This is a genomic window from Aquibium sp. ELW1220, assembly GCF_030398385.1.
GTDB lineage: Bacteria > Pseudomonadota > Alphaproteobacteria > Rhizobiales > Rhizobiaceae > Aquibium.
Genome location: NZ_JAOAOQ010000037.1, coordinates 1 through 13,497 on the forward strand (window position 1 = coordinate 1; position 13,497 = coordinate 13,497).

10 protein-coding genes are annotated in these 13,497 nt (G+C 66.2%); 8 read left to right on the top strand and 2 right to left on the bottom strand.

All coding sequences use genetic code 11. The features are described 5' to 3' along the window. Positions 1-126 precede the first annotated feature (126 nt). The 8 genes from N1F91_RS24245 (at position 127) to N1F91_RS24280 (ending at position 11,326) form a co-directional block, all read left to right on the top strand. Complete coding sequence (locus tag N1F91_RS24245; RefSeq protein WP_289996034.1) at positions 127-615, top strand: hypothetical protein; 489 nt, start codon at positions 127-129, stop codon at positions 613-615. Continuing rightward, positions 608-1,657 carry a DUF3883 domain-containing protein gene (locus N1F91_RS24250; protein WP_289996036.1) on the top strand — a complete coding sequence of 350 codons (1,050 nt, stop codon included), beginning with the start codon at positions 608-610 and terminating at the stop codon, positions 1,655-1,657. Before N1F91_RS24245 ends, N1F91_RS24250 begins: the two co-directional genes overlap by 8 nt. After that, entirely contained in the window at positions 1,654-2,460 is an 807-nt protein-coding gene (locus N1F91_RS24255; RefSeq protein ID WP_289996038.1) for a hypothetical protein, read from the top strand. The genes N1F91_RS24250 and N1F91_RS24255 overlap by 4 nt, the downstream gene beginning before the upstream one ends. A 45-nt stretch (positions 2,461-2,505) precedes the next feature. After that, on the top strand, positions 2,506-5,958 hold the full coding sequence (gene drmA, locus N1F91_RS24260; protein WP_289996040.1) for a DISARM system helicase DrmA: 3,453 nt from the start codon (positions 2,506-2,508) through the stop codon (positions 5,956-5,958). Between the two features lie 8 nt (positions 5,959-5,966). Then, a complete protein-coding gene (locus N1F91_RS24265; protein ID WP_289996042.1) occupies positions 5,967-7,874 on the top strand; it encodes a DUF1998 domain-containing protein in 1,908 nt (635 codons plus the stop codon). 490 nt (positions 7,875-8,364) lie between these two features. Then, a complete protein-coding gene (locus tag N1F91_RS24270) occupies positions 8,365-10,311 on the top strand; it encodes a Tad domain-containing protein (protein ID WP_289996043.1) in 1,947 nt (648 codons plus the stop codon). Beyond that, a complete protein-coding gene (locus N1F91_RS24275; protein ID WP_289996044.1) occupies positions 10,308-10,895 on the top strand; it encodes a TadE/TadG family type IV pilus assembly protein in 588 nt (195 codons plus the stop codon). Before N1F91_RS24270 ends, N1F91_RS24275 begins: the two co-directional genes overlap by 4 nt. Positions 10,896-10,900: 5 nt before the next feature. Beyond that, the gene (locus N1F91_RS24280) at positions 10,901-11,326 is read left to right on the top strand and encodes a TadE/TadG family type IV pilus assembly protein (protein ID WP_289996090.1); all 426 of its coding nucleotides are present in this window, start codon (positions 10,901-10,903) and stop codon (positions 11,324-11,326) included. 37 nt (positions 11,327-11,363) lie between these two features. Here N1F91_RS24280 and leuD read toward each other — a convergent pair whose 3' ends face one another. Then, positions 11,364-12,017: a 3-isopropylmalate dehydratase small subunit gene (gene leuD, locus N1F91_RS24285; RefSeq protein WP_289996045.1), complete on the bottom strand. Its 654-nt coding sequence runs from the start codon at positions 12,015-12,017 to the stop codon at positions 11,364-11,366. A 2-nt stretch (positions 12,018-12,019) separates the two neighbouring features. Then, positions 12,020-13,426: a 3-isopropylmalate dehydratase large subunit gene (gene leuC / locus N1F91_RS24290; protein ID WP_289996046.1), complete on the bottom strand. Its 1,407-nt coding sequence runs from the start codon at positions 13,424-13,426 to the stop codon at positions 12,020-12,022. Positions 13,427-13,497: the final 71 nt, after the last annotated feature.

The following is a 13,497-nucleotide window of genomic DNA, read 5'->3' on the forward strand; positions in this document are numbered from 1 at the left end:
GCTCGTTGCGCACTCGCCCGCATCGCTCCGCCATCCCTTCGACCGATTCGTCGACAAGCGGTTTCCCGAGCGCTAGCGGCAAAAGTGAGTCGTTCGTGAAATGAGGGGATTCATGAGGGGTCAACCATGAAAGACGATCCCGTTTATACCCCGACGGATTGCTTTGAGACCTTCCCATTCCCCCTCAATTTCGAAACCGACGCTACTCTCGAAGTGGCAGGCGAGGCCTACTACGCCTTTCGCGCCGAACTCATGATCGCCTGCAACGAGGGCCTCACGAAGACCTACAATCGCTTCCACGCGCGCGGGGAAAACGGCGCGGACATCGCTCGTCTGCGAGCGCTCCATCACGAGATGGATGTCGCCGTGCTGCGTTCCTATGGGTGGAACGACCTGGCCGATCGCGCAGCGCCGGAGTTTATCGAGCAGGAAGCGGACGAGGGCAAGACACCCAAGACCCGCCTCGACTGGCCATCGGAATTCAAGGACGAGGTCCTCGCCCGCCTTCTGGCACTGAACGCGGAACGCGCCGCCGAAGAGCGCGCCGCTGGATTGATGGCAGCGGACGAGGGAGAAGATGACGAGGCGAAAAGCGGGGAGGACCAAGATGCCTGATATCATTGTTTTTCATACGGCGTGGATGGCCAAGTATGATGGCGACCGTGCCAGCTTGAGTGCTGGTGGGTTTAAGTATGTTGCCGAAAACGGCTCCGGCGGTGAGATGTTCAATTTTCGAGACATCGACGGCACATGCTACGGATACGTGCCGCCCACCGGGAACCTGCATCTGGAGAAGCATTTCGATGTGCCGCGACAGGCGGAAAGGCTCGAAGGCGTGACCGTCGTATGGACTGCCCCGCATCCGGAACAGGGCGGCCGCGCTGTCGTCGGCTTCTGGCGCGATGCAACGGTCTTTCGCGAGGTCCAGCATCCCAAAGGCAAGCTTGCTCGCAGGCGGTTGTTCGACGGAGAAGCGGCCAGCTATCTCTGTACGGCGAAGGCAGAGAACTGCGTGCTCCTGGTGCCTGACACACGCCCGATCTTCGTCCGGCCGGGCCAGCCGCGAAATGGTGAGTCGTGGCCCGGCCAGCAAAAGGTCTTCTATCCCAGGCCGGGGTCGCCTGCTCTGAAACTGCTGAACAGGATTCTCGAGGACCTCGATCCTAAACAGGGACCGAATGCCACCCCCGCCACTCGAAAGCCGAAGGCCGGGCGCTCCAGTTGGCAAGTGGATGTTGAAAGACGCCGGAGGATCGAAGAAGCGGCTGTCCTGGCGGTTGGCACTAAACTCGAAAGCCTCGGCTTCGATATTAAATCGGTGGAGAAGGATAATTTAGGCTACGATCTGGTCGCCACTCGTAACGACGAGGTTCTGCACGTCGAAGTCAAAGGTCGATCCGGAAGCGACGTCAGCGCGGAGCTGACTGTGAACGAGTTCAACTACCTCAAGGATTACCAGAGGGACCGCAATCCGAGCGCGCATTACAGGATCGCAATTGTAACCAACGCACTTACCAAGCCGATCATCAACGAGTTCGTCATGGTGCGCGGTCAGAAGTCGCAGTGGTGTACGCTCGACGGCGAATGGCGCCTGGACTTCGAGGAGCGCATGGCTGCGAGGCTTACGAGTGTTTCAAACCTGGAGCCGGGGAAGTGAGCAAGGCTGAAACCGTCCGCTCCGCCAAGCTTGGCAAGAAAGAGCTTCGTCTCGTCCGGATGAACGGCCGTTTCTTTGGGCTTGCCGATGGTGTCCGCTGCGTCGAAGGAGAGAATGCCGACGACGTCTGGCGGCAGCTGCACGACGACGCGGGCAAGAGCGATCCAAAGTACTTCGGCTTCGACGGGGCTCGGAAGCGCTTCCTGACCTTCTTCCCGAACGGCTTCCATTCCGACGGATACGCGTCCCAGGAGCGTGACTACAAGCTTGCGGCGAAGGCGAAGCTCGACGAGACCGCGCCGCTCGAGAAGGCGGTCGACGGGACAGGATTTGGCGAAGCGGTGCTTGCTGTGTTCCGCGCCACGAACATGCTTTCGCCGTTCGAGAAGACGCGTCTGCAGGACGTGCTGCGCGGTCCCCACGCTGACGACTTCGTCCGGGCCGCCGCCCGCTTCACGCTGGATGCCAGCAAGCCCCATCTTCTGGCGATGGAGCAGGCGCTGAAACCACATGACAACGCGAAGTGGACCGTCGCGACGTACTTGCCCTATCTCTGGCGGCCCGACACACACATGTTCCTGAAGCCGGAAGCCACCAAGGACTTCGCCGCCCGCGTCGGTCATCGCTTCGCCGATGACTACGAGGCACGGCTGCACCTGCCCGTCTACGAAAGCCTGCTCGATCTCGTTGCCAAGACCGAACGGGAACTGGCCGACATGCGCCCGCGCGACCGGATCGACATCCAGAGCTTCATCTGGGTGGTGGGCGATTACCAGGAAGGGCGGGAAACCGTCTACGAGTAGGATGCCGGTACCGCCACAGGCCGACGAGACCGAGAAAGTGGAAGCATGACGACCGACCCGAAATCACCCACCGCCGTGCGCGGCCGGCTCGTCGAGACGCTGCGGCGCGACCTGATCGGTCCCGACCCGCGCGACACCGACCTCGCCGACGAGACGCTCGAAACGAATCCTTCGCGCTGGTATCTGACGGGATTCCTGGTGCCGGCCCCGGTGGACGGCGTCGACGAGGATGAACAGCTCGAAGAGACCGGCGACACCGCGACGGACGGCGAGGAGCAGAGCGACCCGGAGACCGGTCCGGCCCGTGCAGCTGACGATGCCGCGCCCGACGACCCTGCGCCGCGCCGACCGCTCGCACCCTCGGCCTGCGGACTGACCGTCCTGGTCGACGCACGCACCCAGAGCGTCAATGTCACCGCCACCTGGGGCGACTACGTGACCGAGCCGCCGCTGCCGCCTGAGGTGTTCATCGACGAAGCCGCCGCTTACGACCCGAAGCACAAGGATGTCGTGTGGAAGCGCATTCCCGGACGGGCAAGCGTCACCATTGCGGTGCCGAAGCCCGGCGAACGCGTAAAGCGCACCCTTGAAGGCTCGGCCGGACACCAGCGGCCTGGCGGCGGGCTCGTGGTTGAAGCCTTCGCGCGACCCTACAGCCTGCCTCAGCCGGACGGGAGCAAGGCCGAGGTGGTAGCGCTGACGATCATGCTGGTGAACCGCCGAGACCCGGCGCGCCGCCGCTTCGCCGACGTAACCTTCGCCTTCCAGGTGAAGCTCGAGGTGCGGAGCGAACTGCCGCTTCATCCGCGCATCGACATGACCGGCTTCGGTTCCGCCGATCCGGACGCCGCGACTTCGGATCTGCATTACCGCGATGTGGCCGAATATGCCGTCGGCAACGCTACCTCGGCGAGTTGGGCGCCCGACGAGGACCACCTCGTACGCGCAGCGCAGACCGACTTTCTGCCGATGGCCGAGGTGGAGCGCGTCGAGCCGAACGAGGAGATAGGCGCGACCTTCGGCATGGAGGATCTGGCGAAGCTTGCGGCAGGCGATCCGGACGTGCTGGTGGCAGCGCTATCGGGCCTCCCGGCTGAGTATGCGAACTGGATTAAAATCCAGGCAGGCGGCATTAGCGAAATCCATGGGGAGCCGCGGCGCAGGACTGCTGAGCGCTTGCTCGATGCGGCCCGCAGGGCACAGGGCCGGATCGAGGCGGGAATAGCGCTTCTGAAGAAGGACAAGTGGGCGCGGCTTGCCTTCCTGGCGATGAACGAGGCCGTCGCCCGCGCCGCTCGGCAGCGCACGGCGGGCCGTGGCGGCGATCCGGCGGCGCAGAAGCAGCCGACCTGGCGGCCGTTCCAGCTCGCCTTCGTGCTGCTCAACCTTCCCGGCCTGAACGACAAGCTGCATGACGACCGTGAGCTTGTCGACCTGCTGTTCTTCCCCACGGGCGGCGGCAAGACGGAAGCCTATCTCGGCCTCGCCGCCTGGACGATCGCGCATCGCCGCCTGACCGCCAGCGGGAAGCTCGGCGCGGGCGTCTCGGTGCTGATGCGCTACACGCTGCGCCTTCTGACTCTCGACCAGCTGTCGCGCGCGGCAGGCGTCGTCTGCGCGCTCGAGCTGATGCGCGGCGAATCCGCCTGGATGGAAGGGACGAAGCGCCTGCTCGGTGAATGGCCGATCGAGATTGGCCTCTGGGTCGGTTCCGCCGCCTCGCCGAACCGCCTCGGCGGCAAGGGCAATGCGAATCCCGATACCGCGGTCATCCGCGTCAAGCGCTTCAAGACCTCGGGGCGGGAAGCGCCCGCGCCGATCAAGGCCTGCCCATGGTGCGCCGAGCCTTTCACAGCCGACAGCTTCGCCTGCACGCCGAATGCCATAGCGCCGAAGAACATGGAGATCCGCTGCACCAATGCCGACTGTGAATTCACTGGTGCGCGTGCGCTGCCGATCCTCACTGTCGACGAGGCGATCTACCGCCGCCTTCCGGCCTTCGTCATCGCCACTGTCGACAAGTTCGCCGGACTGCCCTGGCTTGGCGAGGCCGGCGCCTTCTTCGGCCACGTGAACCGGACAGACGAGTGGGGCTTCTACGGGGCGAACGACAAGGCGGCAAACGGAAGTCCGCTTGACAACGGCTACACGCTCGACCCGCCGGACCTCATCATTCAGGACGAGTTGCACCTGATCAGCGGCCCGCTGGGGACGGTTGCGGCCCTCTACGAGGTCGCCCTCGACCGCCTTGCCACCCGCACGGTGATGGGACGCCGCGTGCGACCCAAGATCGTTGCCTCGACGGCGACTGTCCGGCGCGCCTCGGCGCAGATCAAGGCGCTGTTCGATCGCGAGACGACGGAGATATTCCCTCCGCCCGGCCCGGACCGACGCGACAGCTTCTTTGCAAAGACCGTGCCCCCGACCGAGCGTCCGGCACGTCTCTATCTAGGACTCGCCGCCCCCGGAAAGGGCCCGAAGCTCGTCTTCCTCCGCACGCTCACCACCTTGCTCGCCGCCTCGCAGAAGGAGGCAGACGATGGCAACGACGCTGACCCCTACATGACGGCGCTCGGCTACTTCAACGCACTGCGCGAACTCGGCGGTGCGCGCCGCATCGTCGAGGACGAGGTGCGCAGCTATCTCTCCGACTATGGGGACAAGCGGCGTCGCATCGCGCCGCACGACCAGCCCTTTGCGAGCCGTCGCCTGCGCGACGTGCTGGAACTCACCTCCCGCGAAAGCACCGACAAGGTGGCCGCCGCGAAGGATTCCCTCGCCGTTGTCGCAGCCGACAAGGCGGGCGTCGACGTGGCGCTCGCCACCAACATGATCTCCGTCGGCCTCGATATCGGCCGTCTGGGGCTAATGCTAATGCAAGGCCAGCCAAAATCCGCATCGGAGTACATCCAGGCATCAAGCCGCGTCGGACGTCTCCCCGACAGGCCCGGCCTGGTGGTGACCCTCCTCAACGCTCAGAAACCGCGCGACCGCTTGCACTTCGAGCGCTTCCGCCAGTTCCACGCCGCCTTCTACCGCGTCGTCGAACCGACCAGCGTGACACCATGGGCAGCGCGGGCGATCGACCGCGCGCTCGCAGCCGTCGTGGTGGCCTGCGTACGGCATCTGCATCCGGAACTGACGGACGAACGCGATGCGGTGGAAATGCCCGACCATGTGCGGGCGCAGGAGATTGTCGACGTGATCCTCTCCCGCGCGCCCGCGGATGCGGTTGTCGGCGGGCACGCGGCGCTGAAGGCAATTGTCGAGGGCTTGCTCGACACCTGGCGGCGCATCGCAGACGACCGGCGTGGAAACGCGGAGAAGCTCTACTACGGCTATCCTGGCCCGCAGGCGCTCCTGCACCAGCCGCTCGACCCCTTGCTGGGGACGCTCGACCCCGACCTCAAAGCCTTCAAGGCAGGTCGCTCCATGCGCGATGTGGAGCATTCCTCGGCCCTGAAGATCATCGACAACTTCGGCAACACGCTGAACTGAGGACCACCATGGCAAAAGACCAGATCCGCATGGGCCAGGTGGTCGGGCTCTTCGGCCCGGGCGCGATGATGGACCTGCCTGACCGTTCCGTCCTTGTGATGGGTCTCGACCACTGGGAATCCTTTGGACCCCAAGCATTCCAGCCAATCGAAGAGCCACGGCTCGCACAGCTGTTGGAGCGCAGACTCGCAGGCGGCGACGACAAGCGCATCTCCTCCGACAAGCCGCTGAGCTTCCGGACGCCGCCGATCGATCCGGGCAATCCACGGCTACCGTCTCCGGCTATCAAGGCACGGGTATTTCCGGAGTGGTTCGCCTGCGATTCCGTCGCCGGCGATCCGCCGAACCGCCGCCGGATCGTGCGCTTCAGCGAGCTTGAGGTACCCAAGCGGCTCGACTGGAAGGGCGATGATGGCAAGAAGCGCCACGCATCGCCGCTGCGCTTCGTCTGCGGCTGCGAGAAGGGCCACCTGCAGGATATCGAGTGGAGGCGCGTGGTGCATGCGGGCCGCTTCGGAGAGACGCGCGGCGAAGGCGGTGCCTGCCGTCGGGCGATGTGGCTCGAGGATTCCGGCACCAGCGCCGACCCTCGGGACACGCGCATCGTCTGCGAGTGCGGCGCGCGGCTTTCGCTCGAAGAGCTGTTCCAGCCCGGCCGACTTGGTCCGTGCAGCGGCAAGCGGCCCTGGATCGGTTCGGACGATCCGGACGGCTGCGACAAGTCCCTCAGGCTTCTCACCCGCAGCGCGACAAACACCTATTTCCCCCAGATCGTTCGCGTGATCTCACTTCCGGAATCAAACGACGCGCTTGATAAGGCGCTCGATACGGTCTGGTCGAGCGTCAATTGGTGCGCTTCCACGTCGGAAGTGGCGATGGCTCGGAGGGCAAATCCAGCTATCAACGCCAATTTGGCACCGTTTTTGGACGATGTCGTTCTGGCACGCATCGAGGCAAGGCGGTCGGCCGGGGCAGAATCTGCAGGGCAGGAAGGGCAGCTGAATCCTCGTATCGCCGAGTTCCAGTTGCTCGCGAGCGGACGGAAGCTGATTGGCGAGAACAGGCCAGACGCCCGGCTGCACGCTGAAACGCTCGACCGTGACCTTTGGGACCCGATACGTCTGCCTATGCTGTCAGGGATCAAAGATCTGGTCGCGGTGCACAGACTTCGGGAGGTCTCCTGCCTCTATGGATTCACGCGTTTCGAACCGGCTCCGCTTGCCGATGACGGGGTGGAGGATGTCGGTCTCGCCGTGAACGGCGCGCCGCTGGGTGAGACCCCGGACTGGCTCCCTGCCATCGAACAATATGGCGAAGGCTTTTTCATCCGCCTTGATCCCAACGTGCTGATGGCCTGGGCGACGCGAACAGATGTCCAGTTGCGGCGATCCATCTTGAATGGCGGCTTAAAAGCCTGGAAGAAATCCCGACGCGACCGCGGCGCCTCGGACAAGATGGCCTGGGAAGGCGAACACATCGAATATACGATGGCGCACAGCCTCTCTCACGCGCTGATCAACGAGGTTGCCATTGATTGCGGCTATCCCGCAAGCTCGCTGAAAGAGCGCCTCTATCTCCTTCCGGGCTTGCCGGGTCAGCCGAAGGAATGCGGCATCCTCATCTATACCGCCAGCGCCGGCAATCAGGGGACGCTAGGTGGCTTGGTCGAGGTGACACGTCGCTTCCCGACAGTCCTGGCATCGGCACTGGAGCGTCTCGGTCTCTGCTCCGGAGATCCGATCTGCGCTGATCATGACCCTACAAACGCATCAGAAGACCGGGCCCTCCACGGTGCGGCATGCCACGGTTGTCTATTGATCGCCGAAACGAGCTGCGAGCAACGGAATGTCTTCCTCGATCGGAGTCTGCTTGTGGGCACAATTGCGAGTTCCGCAGCATTCTTCGTGGTTGATTAGCCCCTGCGGGCATTCCCACTCAACGCATGGGGTACAACTGACAGCTCGCAAGCACTTTCTTCACAGGAGCCCATTCCGATGTTGGGGGGCCGCCGCGCTGAATCCGCCTCAGCTCCACCCCCACATCGTCCAGATCCCCCAGCTGCTCCGCGTCGGATGCCGCCGCTCCTGCCGCTGCCTCGCCCCGCAACCCCTGATCGCGCCGACCCCGTCGAGCCTCTCCGGCGGCTGTGCATGCGGTGCGGGTCGAGAACGCGGTTGTCCAAAGGCCTTACTCCGATATTCGTCCAGATCGAACGTCAGGCCTGTCTCCGGCCCGATCCGAAGACGTTGGCGGTTTCTTAACCAGGCATTGCAACTGCAAGTTCACGAAGGTTGTGTAGGGCATGATCCTGCAAACGATGCGTGCAGAAATGGCGCATGCATTTCGTGTCAATCGAGAACCGTGGAGTGGGTCGCAGTGACGATGTTGGCGGCACTGGACAGGGCAATGCGGCGGTTCGCCGCCGACGCGTCGGGCAACATGCTCGTTCTTTCGGCCGTGTCGATGCCGGTCGTCATCGGCTGCGCCGGGCTGGCGGTCGAATATGGCTCTGCCGTCGGCCTGCGTGCCGAGAACCAGCGCATCTCCGACCTCGCGGCCTATGCCGGGGCGGTCGCCTATTCGAAGGAAGAGTCCGAGGAACGCATGCGGGCGGCAGCCCTCGCGGTCGTCGCCCTCAACGGCGGCAACCCGGCGGATGCCAGCGTCAGTCTCGTCGCCTCGCCGCTCGATCCCGCCGCTCTTGCCGTCAGGGTCGATATGGCGGGCGTCCAGCCGGCCTTCCTGTCCGCCATCCTCAACGATGTCGTCGCCATCCCCGTCAGCTCCGGATCGACCGCCATCCTCGGCCGTGCCGAGGAGGAGGAAGGCGGCGCCTGCGTCGTGGCGCTGGACGCTTCGCAATCCGGCATCACCCTTTCCGGCGGCACGACGCTGAACGCGCCGGACTGCGCCATCGCCTCCAACGCTGCCATCGGTGCGCCCTGCGGGACCAGGATCTCGGCGCTGAGGGTCACCTACGGATCCACCCTCGCCAATTGCATCTGGGACAACAACGTTAGGGAAACGGTGGCCCGGCAATCCGTCACCGATCCGCTTGCCGGGCATTCGGGCATCGCAGCCGCATGGGCCCGCCTGTCCAGCGTCAACGCCATGCAATGGCCGCTCATGCCGACGGCCCTGAGCGGCACGGACGTCCATTTCGAGGGCGGATGGAACCAGTCCACCGCCGCGGCGGTGAAGGCGAAGATGCCCCATGGCTGCAGCGCGGCGTGGAACGCGCCCAGATGGACCGTCGACTGCTCGGGCGTGCAGGCAGGCCAGGAGATCAGGTTCGGGCACATCACCGTCGCCGGCGGCGTGACGCTCGACATCGACCCCGGTCTCACCGGGCGAACCTATCACGTCAATGGCGGCATCGAAACGGGATCGTCCGGTGAGTTCAGGTTCGGCGGCGGCAGCTGGACCATTCGCCAGGGGCTGCGCATCCAGGGATCGGCGACCGCGACGTTCGGCGCGGGCAGCTTCCTGATCGGCAACGGCAAGTTCACCTGCGGAAGCAACCAGCCGAGCATCTGCGCGCAGGGAAGCGGCAGCCTTGTCTTCGGCGACGCGTCGACGTTCAACCTCGGATACGGCATCAGGCTCGAGGGCAGCGCCAGGGTCGAGCTCGGCGGCGGCAGCGGCAATTACTACCACATCGGCAACAGCGGCGGCACCGCCCTGTCCCTGGAGGGCAGCAGCCGGCTCAGGACGGGCGACGTGGCGGCGAGCGACGGCTTCCGGATCAAGGGCAGCGTGAAGACGTCCGGTGGAACCTGCGCCTGGTTCGGCCGGGCCGCGCACAGCGACGTCGACGGACAGATGTCGCTCTCGGGCGGCATCCGGCTCGGCGCGGGCACGTGGACGGTGAACGGCGGCTTCCAGCTCGGGGCCGGCGGCGGCGGCGGCGTGAGCTGCTTCGGCCAGGAGGTGAGCCTGCTTGGCCAGGACGTCACTCTGGTCGTCTCCGGCAAGGACGTGAAGTCGTCGGGGTCGTGCGGCGACGCCGCCTTCTGCGCAACGGCCGGCTACAGAAATGTCACGCTGTCCGCACCGACGACGGGCGCGAACGCCAACGTCGCGCTGATCGGGCCGCAGGTCTCGACCATCCGCAACGGAGCCTCGTTCGCGGCCGGTGCATCGAGCGCGCAGATTTCCGGTGCCTTCTATTTCCCGAACGGTCCCCTGGACATGGCAGGCGGAGCGGGCGTCGGTGGCGGGACAGGAGGCTGCTTCCAGGTCGTCGCCTCCCGGGTGACGCTCACCGGCGGAACCACCGGGGCTTCGAACTGCGAAATGAGCGGCGATAGCGGCGGCTCGCAGGAAACCGTGGCCGTGAGGATCGTGCGTTGAGCGGCTCCCGGGCTTCCCTCTGCGCCCGCCTGAGGCACTGCCTCGATCGTGCCCGCGCGTGCGAAAAGGGCGTCTCGAGCGTCGAGTTCGCTTTGATCGCGCCGGTGCTCATCGTCATCATGGCTGGAATAGCCGACGTGGGCGACCTGCTGGTCTCCCGCTCCGACATCAGCGCCGCCGTGTCGGCGGGATCGAACTTTCTTCTGGTCAATGCCAGCCGCGTGGCTGAAGCCCCCGAAGAGGTCGCGCGTCAGACGGCCGCCGTCGCCGCAAACAGGCTGCCTCGCGGAGGGGTCGTGCGGATTGTCGTCAACGGCGACCTGACGGTGGTCAATCGGGACGGAAGCTTCTCGACCACGGGTAGCGCCGCTTCCGCGGCTCAGTGCTTCTGCGCGTCAGGGTCGGGCGCGTCGATGTCCTTCGGGAGCGCGCTCGAATGCGGCCGGACCTGTGGTTCGGGCGGCTACGCGTCCCGATACGTGCAGATCGACGTGTCGCGCAGCTACGAGCCGAAGTTCGGCGGCTTCGGGTTCGCCTCCTCCGGCGATGCCATCTCGGTCAATTCCATGGTGAGCGTGCCTTGAGACGCATGGTCAGCCGCTTCCTCGGGTGCCGCGACGGGTCCAGCGCCGTCGAGATCGCGATCCTGGCGCTGCCGATGTTCCTCTTGCTGTTTGGAACCGTCGAAGGCGGGAGAGCCTACTGGACCAGCCAGGCCGTGCAGGACGTGGCGACCTCCGTCGCCCGCTGCATCGGCATCTTGCAGCCCGAATGCGCTCCCGGCGGCGCCTTCGACGCCGGGCAGGCCCGATCCTACGCCGTCGCCGCCGCGGAGGGGCTGGGCGTCCTGCTCGATCCGGAACTGGTCGCGATCGACGAGAACGGCGAATGCGCCGGTATCGGCGGCTTCGCCATCGTCACCGTTTCCTACAGGTTCCTCTCGCCCGTCGACATCGTCTTCCCCGACGAGATCGTCATGACGGGGCAATCGTGCTTCCCGGTGACGGGAGGCTGAGCCGGCAGGGAAGGGGCCTGCGTGTTCCGTCTCCCCCCTACCGCAGTTCCTCCCCGACATCGTCCAGATACCCCAGCTGCTCCCGCGTCAGGTGCAGCCAGGGCCGCTCCTGCCGCTGCCGTGCCTCGAAGCCCGAAATGTCGGCGAGGTCGTCGGCGAGGATCAGGCCGATCTCGTCGAGGCCTTCGAGCAGCGTGCGCTTGCGGTGCGGGTCGATGGCGAAGGGGAGGGTGCGGCCGTCCTGGAAGCGGATGGCCTGCGCCTCGAGGTCGATCGTCAGCGGCTGCGCCGCATCGGCCGCAGCCATCACCGCGCCATGCGCCGCCTCGTCGAGCACGATCGGCAGCACGCCGTTCTTGAAGCAGTTGGAAAAGAAGATCTCGCCGAAGCTCGGCGCGATCACGCAGCGGATGCCGAAGTCGGCCAGCGACCACACCGCCTGCTCGCGGCTCGAGCCGGTGCCGAAGGCGCGGCCGGTCACGAGGATGCGGGCCTGGTTCCACGGCGGCGTGTCGAGCACGAAGCGCGGCCCGTCGCCGTCGCGGTTGCTGCGCCGCTCGTTGAACAGCTGTTCGCCGAGCCCCTTCTTGTCGGGCAAGAGCAGGAAGCGCGCCGGAAAGATCACGTCCGTGTCGAGATGCGTCTCGGGCAGGGGGGCTGCGATGCTGGTGAGGGTGGCGAATTTTTCCATGGTCAGCGTCCCAGGTCGCGCACGTCGGAAAGCCGTCCGGCCACGGCCGCGGCCGCCGCCATTTCCGGGCTCATCAGGTGTGTGCGGCCGCCCTTGCCCTGGCGGCCCTCGAAATTGCGGTTGGAGGTGGAGGCGCAGCGCTCGCCCTCGGCGAGCCGATCGTCGTTCATCGCCACGCACATCGAGCAGCCGGACGCCCGCCACTCGAAACCGGCGTCGCGGAAGATGCGGTCGAGCCCTTCCGCCTCGGCCTGGCTGCGCACGCCGGCCGAGCCCGGCACCACGATGCCCTGCACGGAGGGCGCGATGCGGCGGCCCGACAAAACGCCCGCGGCGCGGCGCAGATCCTCGATCCGGCCGTTGGTGCACGAGCCGATGAACACGCGGTCGATGGCGATCTCCTTCAGCGGCATGCCGGGGGTGAGCCCCATGTAGTCGAGGCTCTTCTGCAGCCGCGCGCGCCGCGCCGGGTCGGGCTCGGCGGCGGGGTCGGGCACGGCGCCGGTCACCGGCAGCGTCTCCTCCGGCGTCGTGCCCCAGGAGACGTGCGGCGCGATCGCCGAGACGTCGAGCTCCACCTCGCGGTCGAACACGGCATCGGCGTCGCTGGCGAGCGTCCGCCACTCGGCCACCGCGCGGTCCCACAGCGCGCCCGCCGGCGCCAGCGGCCGCCCTTGAAGGTAGGCGAAGGTGGTCTCGTCGGGCGCCACCATGCCCACCCGGCTGCCGGCCTCGATCGACATGTTGCACAGCGTCATGCGCGCCTCCATCGACAGCGCCGCGATCGCCGGCCCGGCATATTCGATGGCGTGGCCGAAGCCGCCGCCGGTGCCGACCTTCGCGATCAGCGCCAGGATGATGTCCTTCACGGTCACGCCGGGCCCGGGCGCGCCAAGCAGCCGCACGCGCATGCGCTTCTGCTTGGTCTGGCGGATGGTCTGGGTGGCGAACACCGTCTCGCATTCGCTTGCGCCGATGCCGAAGGCGATCGCTCCGAAGGCGCCGTGCGTGCAGGTGTGGCTGTCGCCGCACACCAGCGTGGCGCCGGGCAGGGTGAAGCCGAGTTCCGGCCCGATCACGTGCACGATGCCGTGCCTGCGGTCGTTCATCGGGATGTAGGGCACGCCGAAGGCCCTGGCATTGTCGACGAGGCGCGACACCTGCCGCGCGGCGAGCCCGTCGGGCAGCGGCTTGTCGCGCATCCGCGTCGGCACGGCGTGGTCGGCCACCGCCACATGCGCGTCGGGCCGGCGCAGGGCGCGGCCCATGGCCTTGAGGCCGTCGAAGGCTTGCGGGCTCGAAACCTCCTGCACCAGATGGCGGTCGACATAGAGCAGCGTCGAGCCGTCCTCGTAGGTCTTCACCGCGTGGCTGTCCCACACCTTGTCGTAGAGCGTGCGTCCGGTCATGTGCCGATGGTGTCCTGCCGGTGGCGAGGGCGGAACGTCGCAGGCGTGTCCGCCAGTTCCGTTTCCCTACC

Coding starts and splice junctions, on each gene's coding strand:
- N1F91_RS24250 (WP_289996036.1), top strand. CDS start 608: ATGCCTGATATCATTGTTTTTCATACGGCGTGGATGGCCAAGTATGAT.
- N1F91_RS24280 (WP_289996090.1), top strand. CDS start 10,901: ATGGTCAGCCGCTTCCTCGGGTGCCGCGACGGGTCCAGCGCCGTCGAG.
- N1F91_RS24265 (WP_289996042.1), top strand. CDS start 5,967: ATGGCAAAAGACCAGATCCGCATGGGCCAGGTGGTCGGGCTCTTCGGC.
- N1F91_RS24245 (WP_289996034.1), top strand. CDS start 127: ATGAAAGACGATCCCGTTTATACCCCGACGGATTGCTTTGAGACCTTC.
- leuD (WP_289996045.1), bottom strand. CDS start 12,017: ATGGAAAAATTCGCCACCCTCACCAGCATCGCAGCCCCCCTGCCCGAG.
- drmA (WP_289996040.1), top strand. CDS start 2,506: ATGACGACCGACCCGAAATCACCCACCGCCGTGCGCGGCCGGCTCGTC.
- N1F91_RS24270 (WP_289996043.1), top strand. CDS start 8,365: ATGCGGCGGTTCGCCGCCGACGCGTCGGGCAACATGCTCGTTCTTTCG.
- leuC (WP_289996046.1), bottom strand. CDS start 13,426: ATGACCGGACGCACGCTCTACGACAAGGTGTGGGACAGCCACGCGGTG.